At 61.7% G+C, this 15,479-nt stretch carries 15 protein-coding genes; 8 read left to right on the top strand and 7 right to left on the bottom strand.

All coding sequences use genetic code 11. The features are described 5' to 3' along the window. Window positions 1-29: 29 nt before the first annotated feature. The gene (locus J1G18_RS20285) at window positions 30-1,418 is read left to right on the top strand and encodes an MFS transporter (protein ID WP_223008337.1); all 1,389 of its coding nucleotides are present in this window, start codon (window positions 30-32) and stop codon (window positions 1,416-1,418) included. On the opposite strand, the gene J1G18_RS20280 is transcribed toward J1G18_RS20285, so the two are convergent. Next, on the bottom strand, window positions 1,366-2,079 hold the full coding sequence (locus J1G18_RS20280; RefSeq protein ID WP_027611721.1) for a murein L,D-transpeptidase catalytic domain family protein: 714 nt from the start codon (window positions 2,077-2,079) through the stop codon (window positions 1,366-1,368). The genes J1G18_RS20285 and J1G18_RS20280 overlap by 53 nt on opposite strands. A 150-nt stretch (window positions 2,080-2,229) precedes the next feature. Here J1G18_RS20280 and J1G18_RS20275 point away from each other — a divergent pair, with 150 nt between their 5' ends. The 3 genes from J1G18_RS20275 to J1G18_RS20265 all read left to right on the top strand — a co-directional run bounded on the left by J1G18_RS20275 (window position 2,230) and on the right by J1G18_RS20265 (window position 6,838). Beyond that, window positions 2,230-3,846: a murein L,D-transpeptidase gene (locus tag J1G18_RS20275; protein WP_098964437.1), complete on the top strand. Its 1,617-nt coding sequence runs from the start codon at window positions 2,230-2,232 to the stop codon at window positions 3,844-3,846. 380 nt (window positions 3,847-4,226) lie between these two features. Continuing rightward, window positions 4,227-5,135 carry a glutaminase B gene (glsB, locus tag J1G18_RS20270; RefSeq protein ID WP_223008336.1) on the top strand — a complete coding sequence of 303 codons (909 nt, stop codon included), beginning with the start codon at window positions 4,227-4,229 and terminating at the stop codon, window positions 5,133-5,135. Window positions 5,136-5,335: 200 nt separating this feature from the next. Then, the gene (locus J1G18_RS20265; protein ID WP_223008335.1) at window positions 5,336-6,838 is read left to right on the top strand and encodes an aldehyde dehydrogenase family protein; all 1,503 of its coding nucleotides are present in this window, start codon (window positions 5,336-5,338) and stop codon (window positions 6,836-6,838) included. A gap of 155 nt (window positions 6,839-6,993) precedes the next feature. Here the strand turns inward: J1G18_RS20265 and J1G18_RS20260 are convergent, their stop codons facing one another. The 3 genes from J1G18_RS20260 to cynS all read right to left on the bottom strand — a co-directional run bounded on the left by J1G18_RS20260 (window position 6,994) and on the right by cynS (window position 8,459). Then, window positions 6,994-7,653, bottom strand: a complete 660-nt coding sequence (locus tag J1G18_RS20260; RefSeq protein WP_096796352.1) for a carbonic anhydrase — start codon at window positions 7,651-7,653, stop codon at window positions 6,994-6,996. A gap of 12 nt (window positions 7,654-7,665) precedes the next feature. Then, window positions 7,666-7,908 carry a DUF2790 domain-containing protein gene (locus J1G18_RS20255; RefSeq protein WP_098964432.1) on the bottom strand — a complete coding sequence of 81 codons (243 nt, stop codon included), beginning with the start codon at window positions 7,906-7,908 and terminating at the stop codon, window positions 7,666-7,668. 83 nt (window positions 7,909-7,991) lie between these two features. Then, window positions 7,992-8,459 (bottom strand): cyanase, encoded by a 468-nt coding sequence (cynS, locus tag J1G18_RS20250; RefSeq protein ID WP_097090280.1) that lies wholly within the window; start codon window positions 8,457-8,459, stop codon window positions 7,992-7,994. Window positions 8,460-8,578: 119 nt separating this feature from the next. Between cynS and cynR the strand changes: the two genes are divergently transcribed. Then, entirely contained in the window at window positions 8,579-9,457 is an 879-nt protein-coding gene (gene cynR / locus J1G18_RS20245) for a transcriptional regulator CynR (RefSeq protein ID WP_135296090.1), read from the top strand. A 185-nt stretch (window positions 9,458-9,642) separates the two neighbouring features. Here cynR and J1G18_RS20240 read toward each other — a convergent pair whose 3' ends face one another. From J1G18_RS20240 to J1G18_RS20230, 3 genes are all read right to left on the bottom strand, one after another. After that, window positions 9,643-9,972 carry a hypothetical protein gene (locus J1G18_RS20240; protein WP_027611729.1) on the bottom strand — a complete coding sequence of 110 codons (330 nt, stop codon included), beginning with the start codon at window positions 9,970-9,972 and terminating at the stop codon, window positions 9,643-9,645. Window positions 9,973-10,483: 511 nt separating this feature from the next. After that, complete coding sequence (locus tag J1G18_RS20235) at window positions 10,484-10,987, bottom strand: GNAT family N-acetyltransferase (protein WP_223008334.1); 504 nt, start codon at window positions 10,985-10,987, stop codon at window positions 10,484-10,486. 193 nt (window positions 10,988-11,180) lie between these two features. After that, the gene (locus tag J1G18_RS20230) at window positions 11,181-13,112 is read right to left on the bottom strand and encodes a DNA topoisomerase III (RefSeq protein ID WP_223008333.1); all 1,932 of its coding nucleotides are present in this window, start codon (window positions 13,110-13,112) and stop codon (window positions 11,181-11,183) included. Between the two features lie 38 nt (window positions 13,113-13,150). Here J1G18_RS20230 and J1G18_RS28100 point away from each other — a divergent pair, with 38 nt between their 5' ends. The 3 genes from J1G18_RS28100 (at window position 13,151) to J1G18_RS20220 (ending at window position 15,353) form a co-directional block, all read left to right on the top strand. Continuing rightward, a complete protein-coding gene (locus J1G18_RS28100; RefSeq protein WP_262415633.1) occupies window positions 13,151-13,279 on the top strand; it encodes a hypothetical protein in 129 nt (42 codons plus the stop codon). A gap of 111 nt (window positions 13,280-13,390) precedes the next feature. Beyond that, complete coding sequence (locus J1G18_RS20225) at window positions 13,391-14,797, top strand: serralysin family metalloprotease (protein ID WP_223008332.1); 1,407 nt, start codon at window positions 13,391-13,393, stop codon at window positions 14,795-14,797. Between the two features lie 187 nt (window positions 14,798-14,984). Then, window positions 14,985-15,353, top strand: a complete 369-nt coding sequence (locus J1G18_RS20220) for a DUF427 domain-containing protein (protein WP_098964421.1) — start codon at window positions 14,985-14,987, stop codon at window positions 15,351-15,353. The last annotated feature ends 126 nt before the right edge of the window (window positions 15,354-15,479 follow it).

Raw genomic sequence — 15,479 nt, 5'->3', positions numbered from 1 at the left:
CCGTCTGACCTTTGCACCAGGAGCGCCCGATGCCCGGATCCCCCTTGCCCCCTCAAGCCCGCTGGGCGCTGACCAGTCTGGCGCTGTCGATGTTGATGCCGTCGCTGGACACCAGCATCGCCAACGCCGGGTTGCCGACGCTGGCCACGGCATTCGAGGCGACGTTTCAACAGGTGCAGTGGATCGTGCTGGCCTACCTGCTGGCGGTCACCACGTTGATTGTCAGTGTCGGGCGCCTGGGCGATGTGTTCGGGCGGCGACGCCTGCTGCTGATCGGCATCGGCATTTTTACCAGTGCTTCGCTGTGCTGTGCGCTGGCGCCGGGGCTGGGCTGGTTGATCGGCGCGCGGGCCGTGCAGGGCCTTGGCGCGGCGATCATGTTCGCCTTGACGGTGGCGCTGGTGGCGGATGCGGTGCCCAAGGCGCGAGCGGGCAGCGCGATGGGTTTGCTGGCAACCATGTCGGCCACCGGCACCAGCCTCGGGCCATCGCTGGGTGGTCTGCTGATCGCGCATGTCGGCTGGTCGTCGATCTTTGTCCTCAACGTGCCGTTGGGCCTGCTCAACGCGTGGCTGGTTTATCGATATCTGCCGGCGGATCGCCCGGCCAAATCGGCAGTCGCGTTTGATTACCTCGGCACCGTGGTGCTGGTATTGACGCTGGCCGCCTACGCGCTGGCGATGACGCTCAATGGCTACACGCTGATGTTGCTGCTGGTCAGCCTGTGCGGAGCAGGGGTGTTTGTTGCGGTCGAGATGAACGCCAGGGCGCCACTGATTCGCCTGTCATTGTTTGCCGACGCGCGTCTGAGCAGCAGCCTGGCGCTGACGTTGCTGGTGACGACGGTGATGATGACCACGCTGGTGGTCGGGCCGTTTTACCTGAGTCGGGGCCTGGGACTGGGCAGCACCGTGGTCGGCCTGGCATTGTCGGTCGGGCCGCTGCTGGCGGCGTGCGGCGGGGTGCCGGCGGGGCGTCTGGTGGATCGCTTCGGTGCGCGGCGGGTGGTGCCGGGGGCGTTGTTCGGGTTGGCCGGCGGTTGCAGTTTGTTGGCGTTGTTGCCGATGAGCCTCGGTCTGGCGGCGTATCTGCTGCCGATGGCGGTCATTGCCAGCAGTTATGCGTTGTTCCAGGCAGCGAACAATACAGGGTTGATGGCGACGGTCAGTCAGGCTCAGCGCGGTGTGGTGTCGGCCCTGCTCGGGCTGTCACGCAATCTCGGACTGATCACTGGCGCGGCGGTCATGGGCGCGGTGTTCGCCTTCGCTACGGGTGACCCGACGCAAGCCCCGGCCGAGGTCATCGGCAGTGGCTTGCACTACACGTTCGGGGTTGCGGCGGCGCTGATGGTCGTGGCCCTGATCGTCAGCTGGCGTGGGTACTCAAGATGCTCGCCACTTGCTGCGGCTGGCAGTTGAGGTACGGCGAGGACTTCAGCCAGCGCTGGTCCGGGTACCAGGAGAACATGAACTGGCCGTCCTTGAGTTTATCGATCACCTGCTTCGCCACTTGTGGGCGCACCGCCGGGCAACCCTGGCTGCGACCGATACGGCCCTGACGCTTGCTCCACAACGGATTCACGTAGTCGGCGGCGTGGATCACGATGGCGCGGTCGCGGGCCAGATCATTGAAGCCCGGCTCCAGACCGTCCATGCGCAGCGAATAACCATGGGTCCCCTCGTAACTTTCTTGGGTGCGGAACAGCCCGAGGCTTGACTGGTAACTGCCTTCGCGGTTGGAGAACTGGGTCGCGAAATTTTCCCCGGAATTTGAACCGTGGGCGACCAAATCGCGCAGCACCAGTTTCTTTCTGTTCAGATCGAAGATCCACAGCCGGCGGGCGGTGGAGGGCTGCGAATAGTCGATGATCGCCAGGTGGCGTGAGGGTCTCGCGCCATTGTTCACTGCGCATTGCATGGCGCTCAAGGCACCTTTCAGCGCTTGGGGATTGAGTTCCGGCGCGGCGTGGGCGAGGCTGGTGAAGAGAACCGGCGATGGTTTGCCGGCGGCGAAAGCTGGGCTGCTCACGACGACGAGGGTCGCGGTGGTCAGCAGAAGTCGGCGCAAATACGTCAACATTTATAAAGTGTCCTCACTTGCTACTTATTTGGCACTTTGGCTCCTGACTCCCAGTCATACCCGACAGACCCCTGTTTCGAGCCTGACTGTTCAGCGCACCTGATGTAAGGTTGACCGTCATTCAGACGGCCACGGATTGGAGTAAAGCAGTTGTTCAAAAAGTACGCATGCTACTTGAGCATTTGTTTGCTCGCTGCGCCGTTTGTCGCTTGCGCCGATGAGCCGCTGCCGCCGTTGCAGACCCTGCCGACGCCGCCGGCGGAAATGCCGCTCGAGCCGCAAAGTCCGCTGCAAGCGGTGCTGATCGGTTTGCCCCAGGCGTGCCCGGCGATTGCCGCGCACCTGAGCGGCTCGGCGCTGACGCAATTGCAGGCGTTTTATCAGCAGCAGGACTGGCTGCCGGTGTGGGCCAGCGAGTCCGGGCGTTTGCCGGCCTTGCGCGCGCAGTTGCAGCTGTTGGCCGATGATGGCCTCAATCCCAAGCGCTACCCGGTGGCGGCCAATCCGCCGCAGGACGGCGAGTTGTGCGCCGATATCGACATCAGCCGCTCTTATCTGCAAGCCCTGCAGGACCTGCATTACGGTCGTCTGCTGCAATCGCATTTCGAGCCGCTGTGGCATTCCGATGACACCCCGCGTGATCGTCAGGCGGAATTGCTGGCGATCGCCGTGCCCGGTCTGCACGACATCAAGACCGCGTTCGATCTGGCGCGTCCGCGTCTGGCGCAATACCAGAGCCTGCGCCACCTCTACGCCAGCCAGCGGCTGCAGGCCTTGCCGCACTGGCAGTCGGTGGGCAACGGCCCGTTGCTGCGCCCGGCAATGGAAGACAAACGCGTGCCGGAACTGGCCCAACGCCTGTTCAACGAAGGCTATCTGACTCACGCCATCGGTACGCCCGGCAATGCCTATGAGGGCGTGCTGGTGGAAGCGGTGAAGAGCTTTCAGGCCAACCATTCGTTGCAGGCCGACGGGGTAGTCGGGCCGGGGACGATTGCCGAGCTCAACATCAGCCCGCTGACGCGCCGCGAACAATTGCGCGTCAACCTTGAACGTTTCCGCTGGCTGGCGCAGGACATGGAGCCCGACGGTTTGCTGGTCAACGTCGCTGCCGCCGAGTTGACCCTATATCAGGCCGGCGTGCCGGTCTGGCAGACCCGTACCCAGGTCGGTCGCGCCGAACGGCAGACCCCGCTGCTCAAATCCCGGGTCACGCGCCTGACGTTGAACCCGACCTGGACCGTGCCGCCGACCATCTGGAAAGAAGACAAGCTGCCGGCGATCCGCAAGGATCAGACCTTCCTCAGCCGGCAGAATCTGCAGGTGCTCGACGCCCATGGCCAGCCGTTGGCCGCAGCGGATATCGACTGGGACAACCCCGGCAACATCATGCTGCGCCAGGAGGCCGGGCCGCGTAATCCGCTGGGGCAACTGGTGATCCGCTTCCCCAACCCGTTCGCGGTGTACCTGCACGACACACCGAGCAAGGCGCTGTTTGACAAGGGGCCGCGCGCATTCAGCTCCGGCTGTGTGCGGGTCGAGCACCCGATGCAACTGCGCGACCTGTTGCTGACCCCGGCGGAACGTACGCGCACCGACACTTTACTCGCCACCGGCAGCACCCACGAATTCCGCCTGTCGGCACCGGTGCCGATCCTCATGACCTACTGGACGGCACAGGTCGGCAAGGATGGGCAGGTGCGTTATTCGCCGGATATCTACAGCCGCGACAGTGCGCTGCTCGCCGGTCTCGACGGCGCACACTGAATCCCGGATTTGCAGCAATCCCCCCAGTGGGAGCGGGCTTGCTCGCGAAAGCGTCAGTTCAGTCAACATCAATGCTGACTGTACCGGCCCCTTCGTGAGCAAGCTCACTCCCACACTTGATCGTGGCCAGCCCTGAATCCTTCATCCACCACAGCCCCAGTGGGAGCGAGCTTGCTCGCGAAAGCGTCAGGTCAGCCAACATCAATGCTGACTGTGCCGACCCCTTCGTGAGCAAGCCCACTCCCACCCTTGATCGTGGCCAGCCCTGAATCTTTCATCTACCACAGTCCCCTGTGATAGCCAGTGTGATTCGTGGCAGTTGCGCAGCGTCTAGCCCCAGTGTCCCCGCAATCCCATGGGGCGAGACTTCGGAACCCGGCATGCAAGCGCTGTTGAACGAGATTCTTGACGCTGTCCGGCCCTTGATCGGGCAGGGCAAGGTGGCTGACTACATTCCCGCCCTCGGCACCGTGCCGGCCAATCAGCTGGGCATCGCCGTGTATGGCAACGACGGCGAAATGTATTGCGCCGGCGACGCCGAGACGCCGTTCTCGGTGCAGAGTATTTCCAAGGTGTTCAGCCTGGTGCAGGCGATCGAGCATTCCGGCGAGGCGATCTGGGAGCGCTTGGGGCACGAGCCGTCCGGCCAGCCGTTCAACTCGCTGGTGCAACTGGAGTTCGAACGCGGGCGCCCGCGCAATCCGTTTATCAACGCCGGGGCGCTGGTGATCTGCGACATCAACCAGTCGCGTTTCGCCGCGCCAGCCCTGTCGATGCGCGACTTCGTGCGGCGCCTGTCGGGCAATCCGCAGGTGATCGTCGACGGCAAGGTCGCCGAGTCCGAATACCAGCATCGCGCCCGCAACGCGGCCATGGCGTACCTGATGCAATCGTTCTGCAACTTCCACAACGACGTCGAAGCGGTGCTGCGCAGCTACTTCAGCCACTGCGCGCTGCGCATGAACTGCATCGATCTGGCCCGGGCGTTCTGCTTCCTCGCCAACGACGGTTTCTGCAAACACAGCGGCGAACAGATCCTCACTCGGCGCCAGACCCAGCAGGTCAACTCGATCATGGCCACCAGCGGTCTGTACGACGAGGCCGGCAACTTCGCCTATCGCGTCGGCCTGCCGGGCAAGAGCGGGGTAGGCGGCGGGATCGTCGCTGTGGTGCCCGGGCAGTTCACGGTGTGCGTGTGGTCGCCGGAACTCAACGCTGCCGGTAACTCGCTGGCGGGGATGGCGGCGCTGGAGATGCTCAGTTCGCGGATTGGCTGGTCGGTGTTCTGACCTGATCTTCCAAACACCACGAAACCTGTGGGAGCGGGCTTGCTCGCGAAGAGGCCAGCACATTCAATATCCATGTTGATGGTGCCGACGCCTTCGCGAGCAAGCCCGCTCCCACAGGTTCGGTGGTGTTTGTAGAAGGTGTGTTTCAGCGCAGAATCCGCTACATTTTCCGGCCGCCCCTCATATGGTGAATCCGCTTCATGTCTCTTGCGCTCGAACGTCTAGTCGCTGGCACGCCGATCCCTTTCGCTGGTAACCGCGTGACCGTGGTCAGCCCCGAACTGGCGGCGCGGTTTCAGCCCGGTGACCACCTGCTGGTCGAGCAGGTGAGTGGCGAGCTGTTGCTGATTCCGGTGATCGATCAACAAGCGGCTTCGGTGGCGATCGAGCGTGCTGAAGCGGCATTCACTGCATTGTCGGCAGTGTCCGACGAAGCCATCAGTCGCTTCTTCGACCTGTTCGCGCAACGCCTGGAAACCCCGGAATGCTGGACCTTGATCGAAACCGCGAACCTGGCCGACATCGAGCGCGCCAAGGCCCGTGGTCGCTCGACCACCCGACTGCTCGCCGACGACCGCATGCGCCGCGACATGATCGCCGGTCTGCGCGCCTGGCGGGATGCGCCGGCCACGCGCGGCAAGGTCATCAGCTGCGTCGAACACGACGGCTGGAAGGTCGAGCAAGTGGTATCGCCGCTGGGCATCGTGGCGTTCGTGTTTGAAGGACGGCCGAACGTGTTCGCCGATGCCGCCGGCGTTCTGCGCACCGGCAACACCGCGGTGCTGCGCATCGGCAGCGATGCATTGGGCACCGCGCAAGCGATCGTCACTCACGCGCTGAACCCGGCGCTGGCCGATGCCGGTCTGCCGGCGGGGGCGGTGTCGCTGGTGGAAAGCGTCAATCACGCCGCCGGTTGGGCGATGTTCGCCGACCGGCGTTTGTCGCTGGCGGTGGCCCGGGGTTCGGGCCGCGCGGTCAGCCAGTTGGGCAGCATCGCCCAGCAGGCGGGCACGGCGGTCAGCCTGCACGGCACTGGTGGCGCGTGGCTGATTGCCGATCGTGACGCCGACGCCACGCGCTTCGCCGCCGTGGTGCGTAATTCGCTGGATCGCAAAGTCTGCAACACGCTGAACGTCTGCCTGATTCAACGTGATCGTGCCGTCGAGCTGATCCCGCTGTTCCTCAATGCGCTGCAGCAGGCCGGTACCGCACGCGGTCAGGGCTGCAAATTGCACATCGTCGCAGGCAGCGAAAGTTACCTGCCGGCCGAGTGGCACAACGCAACGGTCGAGGTCTATCGCGCCGAGGGTTATCAGACCGAAGCCCTGGCCGAAGTGCTGGCGGAATCCGAATTGGGCCGCGAGTGGGAGTGGGAAGAAACCCCGGAAGTCAGCCTGATGATTGTCGACGAACTGGATCAGGCGATCGCGCTGTTCAACCGCTACAGCCCGCAGTTCACGGTGTCGCTGATCAGCGAGGATGCTGCTGTCCAGGAACGCTTCTACAACGCGGTGAACGCACCGTTTGTGGGTAACGGGATTACCCGTTGGGTCGATGGTCAGTACGCGCTGAACAAGCCGGAACTGGGGCTTTCGAACTGGGAGAGCGGGCGCTTGTTTGCGCGCAGTGCGATTCTTTCGGGGGATGGGGTGTTTACGGTGCGTAGTCGCATGACCCAGATCGACCTCAGCGTAAAGCGCTGAAAACGCCTTATCCCGATTGATGCACACCGGCCCTGTGGCGAGGGGATTTATCCCCGATGGGGCGCGAAGCGGCCCCAAGAGATCGGGCCTGCTGCGCAGTCCATCGGGGATAAATCCCCTCGCCACAAGTTCCTCTTCACCTCAGCGGATTTGTATCAGGCGGCTGCGCTGGCGTTTGCCTGAACGGCGCACGTCGCCGGCTGCTCAGCCAGCGGCACAAACGTACGGCGGTCAGCCGCCAGCGCATCGATCGAGCCGGTCTCGATGTCATACACCCAGCCATGCAGGTTCAGCAGGCCCTTCTCCTGGGCCAGGCGCACGCTCGGGTGGGTCTGAATGTTCGCCAGTTGCGCGATCACATTTTCCCGCACCATCGAACTCAATTTCGCCGCGTCATTGGCATGCGGCCGCGCCTCGTTCACCACTTTCGCCGACTCGGCATGTTGCAGCCAGCCGCTGACGGCGGGCAGGTGATCCATGCATTTGCATTGGGCAATCGCGGTCATCGCGCCGCAATCGGAGTGACCGCAGATCACGATGTCAGTCACCCCAAGCACCGCCACCGCGTATTCCACCGTCGCCGACACCCCGCCCGGATGCGGGCTGTAGGACGGCACGATATTGCCTGCGTTGCGGATCACGAACAGCTCGCCGGGTTCTTGCTGGGTCAGCAGTTCCGGCACCACGCGGCTGTCGGAACAGGTGATGAACAAGGTGCCCGGGGTTTGAGTGGTTGCCAAGTGCTTGAACAGCTCGGTGCGTTGCGGAAACGCCTCGTTCTGGAACTTCAGGAAGCCTTCGATCAGGTTTTTCATAGTGTTGTCCTCTCAGTTCGAACAGCCGGTGCCGAATTCGCTGTATTGAAGAATGTGTTTTGCGCCGTGGCTGTCGAGGTAGGTCATCTCGACCGGTACAACGCCGCAGACGTCGGCGACCGGGGTGATGTTCACGATTTCAGCAATATCCAGAGTCATGCCGTAGCGGTAGGCAATCGCCTCTTCATCAGCCTGGGCCTGGGCGGCAAGGCCGGCGAGCAGGGTCAGGGTCAGGGTCAACAGAATTTTGTGCATGGGGCAGCCTCCAGGCAGATGTGGTGACGACTTGGCAATTGAGGTTTGGATGGGCCCGCACACGGGGTGCGGGCCGGGGTGGATCAGAACGGACGCAGCGGCAGGAACTTGCCGTCGAGGGTGACCACGGCGCGGGAGCCGCCTTCCGGGTCTTCGACTTTCTTGATGTCGAGCTTGAAGTTGATGGCGCTGATGATGCCGTCGCCGAACTGCTCGTGCACCAGGGCTTTGAGGGTGGTGCCGTAGATCTGGATCATCTCGTGGAAGCGGTAGATGGTCGGGTCGGTCGGCACGCCGCTGAGGCTGCCGCGCAGCGGGATGATCTGCAGGGCGGCAACGGCGTCGGCGTCCAGTTCGAGTTTGTCGCCAACCACTTGCGCGGCGTCTTGTGGCAGCGGGTGCTGGCCGAGCAGGGCAGCAGTGACGTAGGCCAGGCTCAGGCCGGTGCCATCGGCAAGATCCTGCCATGACAAATTCTTGCGGGCCTTAATGTCGAGAATGCGCGTGGTCAGGGCCAGGCTGGCATCGTTGTAGGCGTGGGACTGTTGCATGGTGTCACTCCTTTCAGGGTTGGCTTGCTGTGTGGGAGCAATCTTCTGCCGATTGATCCATAGCGTCCAAGACCGATATACAATGCTTCGCATAAGCTCTACCTATAGATGGTGATCCCATGTTGTTGCGACATTTACGTTATCTGCTGGCCGTGGCCGATCACGGCGGCTTCACCCGGGCGGCGGAGGCGTTGCATGTGTCGCAGCCGACTCTGTCGCAACAGATCCGCCAACTGGAAGAATCCCTTGGCGTGAACCTGTTCGACCGCACCTCGCGCACCGTTAAACCCACCGATGCCGGTGAGGCTTACATTGAGTGTGCGCGGCGCGTGCTGGTGGAACTGGAGGCGGGCAAGCGGGCGTTGCATGACGTTAAGGATCTGTCGCGTGGGCGCTTGCGGCTGGCCATGACCCCGACGTTCATGGCCTATCTGGTCGGGCCGTTGGTACGTGATTTCGCCGCACGCTATCCGGGTATCCATCTGCAGATTTTCGAGCTGTCGATGGACGACATCGAGGCGGGGCTGGCGGACGATTCGCTGGACATCGCGATTGCCTTTACCCCGGTGCGCCACCCGGACATCGAGTATATTCCGGCGTTTACTGAAACCCTGGGGATCATGGTCGGGCGCGAGCATCCGCTGTACGACAGCAGTGCGGTGCTGACATCGCGTGATCTTGCGCAACTGGATTTCGCCTTGCTGGCGCCAGATTTCATCACCCGGTTATCGATCGATGAGTATTTCCGTCAGCAGGGGATCACGCCGCAGGTGCGGATCGAGGTGAACTCGGTAAGTACGTTGCTGGAAGTGGTGCGGCATTCGCCGATGGCGACGATGTTGCCCGAAGCGATTGCCAGCGAAGACCGGGCGTTGCGTCGCTTGAGCGTCGAGAACGAAGCGCCGCAGCGTGGGGCGGCGTTGTTGCGGCGGCAGAATAATTACCACAGTGCGGCGGCGCTGGCGTTTGTGAATCTGGTGCTGCAAACGAAAATCTGACCAACAACACAGCCCCCTGTGGGAGCGGGCTTGCTCGCGAATGCGGTGTCTCAGTTGAGGTGATGGTGACTGACCCGGCCCATTCGCGAGCAAGCCCGCTCCCACAGGATTGTGTGTGAATTGCGGATATAAAAGGGGCCTGCTTCTGTTGGAAGCAGGCCCCTTTTATTTATTGAAGTTGTAACTCAGTAGAACCGGTCAATCACCCGAACTTCATTCTTGTTCTGCATCGAATCCCACGCCTGTTTCAGCGTCTGCAGGACATTACTGATGAAGTCCTTGTCGGCCGCAGCTTTCTTGCCGACATAACCGTGGCCGCGGCGGTACATCTTCAGGCGGGCCAGCAGGTTCTGGTTGCTGCGGTCGAATTCTTCTTCACCAGCGTGGGGCGACAGGCAGTCGATATGCACCTGACCCGACTTGCTGATCCAGAGAATGTGGCTGTCGTGGCTGTCTTTTTGCGCAGCGAACATACGAGCCAGTTCTTCGATAGTAGGTTGATTGTTCAGATTCATGGTGTTTGCCCCTTGACCAGTCTGGTGATCTTTCAAAGTTGATTCGCTAATACAGGTAGCCCATCGGTTAGTTGATCCCTGGCACCGAAACCAGGACGTCAGCGGTCGCCCGTGTGAAATACGGGGTCATGCATCTGTTGCATGTAGTCGTGTTGAATAACTGCTACGCAATAGCGTCACAACGAGGAGAAGCAGCGAAAACCGGGAGGCTCCTTGACGACGTTTTCAGGGTCGACCACAAGCGTCTTGAGAATTTTCGCCAGCGCTTCTCGTCCTTGTACTGGACGTTCAGGCCAGGTCAGCTTCTTCAATCTGCCTTGTGGGCAGCGTGTATCCGGAAAAAACAACTCGGCGGTCAGACGAGCTTGCTCAAGCGTGTTACCGATGTTCCCGATCGGGGAACGTCTTCATCATGCAAAAGCAAAACGGTGCCGTCAACGGTTTTGTAGTGATTATTTTTGTTCACTACATATTGTCGGACAAAGCTGTTTTGGAATGAGAAAAGATCCGTTCAGGCAACGGATGCGGGGGCGCGCAGGACGTAGAAGGTGCAGGGGTAACCGTCCACGGCGCGCTGTTGGCGGGTGAATGCGCCGCCAGTCAATTCGGGGATCAACCTGGCCCAGAAGCGCTGCGCAGGCAGGTTGGCGTCGATGTGGAAAATCTGCCATTGACCGGGCAGACGGCTCAAGAGGGCAGAGACGACAAACTGCGCGACGCCTTGGCCACGATAGCGTCGGGAGAGGAAAAAGTAGCCGATGTTGTGTTCGGCGCCGTCGATGTGGGCTTCGTCATCCACGGTCACGAAGCCGGCCAGTTCACCGTCGACGCAGATCAGGAACGGTTGGGTAGCTGGATTGCGCCAGTAGTCGTCTTTCGGCTGAATGCTGAAGAAGCCATGTTCGCCGAGCTTCAGTGGTAGCCATTGGCTGAAGTCGTACATGTAGAACTGCATGAGGTTTTCGATGGTTTGCAGTTCGTCGCGGTGGGCGGGGTGCAGTTCGATAGTGGGCATTGGGGGGAATTCCTGAAGATTGCGACTTCAGTATTGTCGACTCATACCTTGTGGTGAGGGGATTTATCCCCGATGGATTGCGCAGCAGTCCTCTTGTTTAAGTAAAAGCTGGGGCCGCTTCGCAGCCCATCGGGGATAAATCCCCTCACCACAGAGTCCCTCACCACAGAGTCCCCCACCACAGGACTGATCATTACTTCGCTGTGCGTTTGGCTGCGCTGGCAGTTTTGCTTCGGGTCGATTTACGCTTTTTCTTCCACGGCGCCGCAGCCTTGCCGGCCGGTGGCGGGCCGCTGATGGTCAGGCTCAGCGCCGAACAGCGGCTGACCTGCTTGCTCATCCACGCCGCCTGTTTGGTGACGAACTCCTCCAGGCTCATTTCGCCACTCTGCACCATGTCCAGCGCCTGTTCCCAGATGGCGGTGGTGCCGGGATCGGCAATCGCCCGGGGCACGGCGTCGATCAGGCTGAAGGCCGCCGCAGTCGCTGCCAGCGCCTTGCCGTTCTTCACCAGATAACCGCGATCCAGCAGGCCCTGAATGATTGAGGCGCGTGTCGCTTCGGTGCCGATGCCGGTGGTGTCCTTGAGTTTCTGTTTGAGCAACGGATCTTCCACCAGTTTGGCGACGTTCTTCATCGCCTTGATCAGGTCGCCCTCGGTGTAGGGCTTCGGCGGCTGGGTCCACAGATCCTTGAGGTTCACGCCGGCCACGGCGCAATCGATACCCTGACTCAGCGCCGGGAGGGTTTGCGGGGCTGGCGCTTCACGACCCTTGGCCGGGGCGAGGGTTTCGGGCAGGGCGCGTTTCCAGCCCGGTTCGATGATCTGCTTGCCGACGGCGCGCAAGGCTTCACCGGCGCAATCGAAGTCGGCCTGGGTGCGATCGTATTCATGGTTGGGCAGAAATTGCGCCAGATAACGCGCACGAATCAGGGTATAGACCGCCCGGTGTTTGCCGCTCAGGCGTTCGAGATTTTTCGCCGCGGCGGTGGGGATGATGCCGTGGTGGGCGCTGACCTTGGCGTCGTTCCACGCCCGCGAGCGGCGCTGCGGGTCGAGGTGACCGTTCAACACGTCAAGGCTCGGGTCGGCCTGACGCAGTGCCGCCAGTATCCCCGGCGCCTCGCTGTGCTGGCTCAGCGGCAGAAAGCCGCAATCGCTGCGCGGGTAGGTGATGACCTTGTAGGTTTCGTAAAGGGCCTGGGCGATGTCGAGAGTTTCCTGGGCGCCGAGACCGAGTTTCTTCGAGCAGACCTCCTGCAGGGTGCCCAGATCGAATGGCAGCGGTGCCACTTCACGCATGCGTTCAGTGCGCAGTTTGACCACCCGCGCACTGGCGGCGCTGTTCAGAGCAGCGGCTGCCTGCTGGGCCAGCGCCTGATTCAGGCAGCGATCCTGATCGTCGCAAACGTCGGAGGGCGCACGCCATTGCGCGGTGAACGGCGTGCCGTCGTGCAGCAGTTGCACATCGATCGCCCAGTACGGCACCGGCACGAAATCGGCGATGCTGCGGTCGCGATCCACCACCAGCCGCAGTGTCGGCGTCTGTACCCGGCCGACGGGCAGCACACCCTGATAGCCGGACTGCCGGCCCAATAGCGTAAACAGGCGACTCATGTTCATGCCGATCAGCCAGTCCGCCCGCGAGCGCCCCAGCGCCGAGTGATACAGGCTGAAGGTTTCCGCCCCTGGCTTCAGCGCGGCCAGAGCCTTTCGGATCGACGCTTCGTCCAGCGCCGACAGCCACAAGCGACGGATCGGCCCGCGATAGCGGCAGTGCTCGACCAGTTCCCGGGCGATCATTTCGCCCTCACGGTCGGCGTCGGTGGCGATGATCAGTTCGCTGGCCTCGCCCAACAGGCGCTTGACCGCCTTGTACTGGCTGGCGGTACGCGGCTTGACGGTCATTTTCCATTTGTCGGGAATGATCGGCAGATCCGCCAGCACCCAGCGCTTGTAGCGCGCGTCGTAGGCATCCGGCGGCGCGGTTTCCAGCAGATGGCCGATGCACCAGGTCACCGTGATGTCCGTTCCCAGCCAGCAGCCGTCGCCCCGACGTCTGGCGCCGAGCACGGCCGCGATGTCTTTGGCCTGGGAAGGTTTTTCACAGAGGTACAGCCGCATAACCACCGTCGTCGATCAGTTCACTGGAGGTGCACAGAATGGCCGGAGTTCGCGCCTGGGGCAACTTTTATCTGTATGGATATACAGATAAAAACGTTGCCGGGAATGACCGGTATTACCGGGACGGCGCGGGCGACTATCGAGAAATCGATTGGCAGGGCAGTTGACGCCCGTGTCAGGTTCACCGGGCTTCTCAGAAACGCGAGTGAGCGGACGATCTCGCCGTGGATCGCCGTGCTCGACGCGTACTGCCAACTCTGAAACAAGGAAGTCCCACCATGGCTCAAGCCAAAGCGAAAACCAGCAGCGCCTATGACGAAGTGAATGCCTTCAGCCACCTGTACGACCGTGGCGTCGGCCTGGTGAACGGCAAACCGTCGTTTACCGCCGACCAGGCAGCCGACGAAATCCTGCGCAAAAACCTATCGTGGCACGACAAGAACGGCGACGGCAAAATCTCGCTGACCTACACCTTCCTTACCGAGAAACCGGCAAACTACAACCCGAACCTCGGCAACTTCAGCCAGTTCAGCGCTCAGCAAAAGGCTCAAGCCATACTGGCCATGCAATCCTGGGCCGACGTGGCCAAGGTCACGTTCACTGAAGGCAAGGGCGGCGACGGCCACATGACCTTCGGCAACTACGACGTCAGCACCGGCGGCGCAGCGTTCGCCTACCTGCCGAGCGGCGGCAGCTATGACGGTCAGTCGTGGTACCTGATCAACAATCAATATCAGGTCAACAAGACTCCGGACACCAACAACTACGGGCGTCAGACCCTGACCCACGAAATCGGCCACACCCTTGGCCTGTCGCACCCGGGCGCCTACAACGCCGGCAACGGCAGTCCGACCTACAACGACGCCAAGTACGCCGAAGACACCCGTGGCTACAGCCTGATGAGCTACTGGAGCGAAGCCAACACCGACCAGAACTTCAGCAAGGACGGCAGCGGCGCCTACGCCTCCGCGCCGTTGCTCGACGATATTGTGGCGGTGCAGAAACTCTACGGTGCCAACTATGAAACTCGTGCCGATAACACCTGGTATGGCTTCAACTCCAATACCGGACGCGATTACTACACCGCGACTTCGGCCTCTTCGAAAGTGGTGTTTTCGGTATGGGACGGTGGCGGTGACGACTGGCTGGATTTCTCCGGCTTCACCCAGAACCAGAAGATCAACCTCAATGAGGGTTCGTTCTCCGACGTTGGCGGTCTGGTCGGCAACGTGTCGATTGCCTATGGCGTAACCGTGGAAAATGCGGTTGGCGGTTCGGGCAATGACCTGCTGATCGGCAACTCGGCCGTCAACCATCTGTTCGGCGGAGCTGGCAACGACATCCTTTACGGCGGTGGCGGCGCGGATGTGCTGTGGGGCGGCGAGGGCGCAGACACCTTCGTGTTCGGCGCGGCCAGCGACTCGACCAACAACCAGCCGGACTGGATCATGGATTTCAAGAGCGGCGTGGACAAGATCGACCTCTCGGGCATCGCCGCGTTTGCCACGGGGGCGGCGTCACTGAACTTCGTCAGCAGTTTCACCGGCCACGCGGGCGATGCGATCCTGACTTACTACGCGCAGAACGGTCAGACCGGGCTGCTGGTCGATCTGACCGGGCAGGGGCAGGTTGACTTTGCCGTGGGTGTGGTGGGGCAGGCGGTGGCGACTGATATCGTGGTTTGATGTGAAATGACAGGGCCAACCTGACGCTTGTGGCGAGGGAGCTTGCTCCCGCTCGGCGGCGAAGCCGTCGCAAAACCTGAAATCGCGTTATACCTGATGCAGCGCGATTTCCGGATTTGGGTCTGCTATGCAGCCCAGCGGGAGCAAGCTCCCTCGCCACAGTTCATTTGTCCCTGGAGAAACCCCAATGAGCACCACCGGCCTCAATCCCGTCATCACCCTCGAAGAACTCCCCGGTTGCCTGCTGGTGAAGTTCCACGGCATCCAGGTCGCGGCGTCCTCGCATGTGCTGGTGCTCCATGAGGCCAACTACCCGCCGGTGTACTACGTGCCCCGCGAGGACATCGACGAGAAATACTTCGCCCGCACCGACCACACCAGTTACTGCCCGTACAAGGGCGATGCCAATTACTTCAGCCTGCAAGTGCCGGGGCATGAGGGGGCGAATGCGGTGTGGACGTACGAGAAACCGAAGATCTCGGTCGATGCGATCAAGAACTATGTGGCGTTTTATCCGGATCAGGTGAAGTTTGAGGTGATCAAGGCTGACGCTTAGTTACTGGAGGAAGAGATTTAATTGTGGCGAGGGGATTCATCCCCGATGGACTACGTAGTAGTCCCCTTTTTCACGGGGGGCGCTACGCACCCCATCGGGGATAAATCCCCTCGCCACAGGTTTTTT

The sequence above is a fragment of the Pseudomonas sp. MIS38 genome (assembly GCF_019891575.1).
Taxonomy (GTDB): Bacteria; Pseudomonadota; Gammaproteobacteria; order Pseudomonadales; family Pseudomonadaceae; genus Aquipseudomonas; species Aquipseudomonas putida_A.
The sequence above is the reverse complement of the archived record's forward strand: the minus strand, read 5'-3'. Positions and strand labels throughout refer to the sequence as shown.

What these genes read in the sequence shown, in the direction of transcription:
- glsB (WP_223008336.1), top strand. Translation starts at nt 4,227, where the DNA reads ATGCAAGCGCTGTTGAACGAGATTCTTGACGCTGTCCGGCCCTTGATC.
- cynR (WP_135296090.1), top strand. Translation starts at nt 8,579, where the DNA reads ATGTTGTTGCGACATTTACGTTATCTGCTGGCCGTGGCCGATCACGGC.
- J1G18_RS20265 (WP_223008335.1), top strand. Translation starts at nt 5,336, where the DNA reads ATGTCTCTTGCGCTCGAACGTCTAGTCGCTGGCACGCCGATCCCTTTC.
- J1G18_RS20220 (WP_098964421.1), top strand. Translation starts at nt 14,985, where the DNA reads ATGAGCACCACCGGCCTCAATCCCGTCATCACCCTCGAAGAACTCCCC.
- J1G18_RS20255 (WP_098964432.1), bottom strand. Translation starts at nt 7,908, where the DNA reads ATGCACAAAATTCTGTTGACCCTGACCCTGACCCTGCTCGCCGGCCTT.
- J1G18_RS28100 (WP_262415633.1), top strand. Translation starts at nt 13,151, where the DNA reads ATGGCCGGAGTTCGCGCCTGGGGCAACTTTTATCTGTATGGATATACA.
- J1G18_RS20260 (WP_096796352.1), bottom strand. Translation starts at nt 7,653, where the DNA reads ATGAAAAACCTGATCGAAGGCTTCCTGAAGTTCCAGAACGAGGCGTTT.
- cynS (WP_097090280.1), bottom strand. Translation starts at nt 8,459, where the DNA reads ATGCAACAGTCCCACGCCTACAACGATGCCAGCCTGGCCCTGACCACG.
- J1G18_RS20225 (WP_223008332.1), top strand. Translation starts at nt 13,391, where the DNA reads ATGGCTCAAGCCAAAGCGAAAACCAGCAGCGCCTATGACGAAGTGAAT.
- J1G18_RS20230 (WP_223008333.1), bottom strand. Translation starts at nt 13,112, where the DNA reads ATGCGGCTGTACCTCTGTGAAAAACCTTCCCAGGCCAAAGACATCGCG.
- J1G18_RS20285 (WP_223008337.1), top strand. Translation starts at nt 30, where the DNA reads ATGCCCGGATCCCCCTTGCCCCCTCAAGCCCGCTGGGCGCTGACCAGT.
- J1G18_RS20240 (WP_027611729.1), bottom strand. Translation starts at nt 9,972, where the DNA reads ATGAATCTGAACAATCAACCTACTATCGAAGAACTGGCTCGTATGTTC.
- J1G18_RS20235 (WP_223008334.1), bottom strand. Translation starts at nt 10,987, where the DNA reads ATGCCCACTATCGAACTGCACCCCGCCCACCGCGACGAACTGCAAACC.
- J1G18_RS20280 (WP_027611721.1), bottom strand. Translation starts at nt 2,079, where the DNA reads ATGTTGACGTATTTGCGCCGACTTCTGCTGACCACCGCGACCCTCGTC.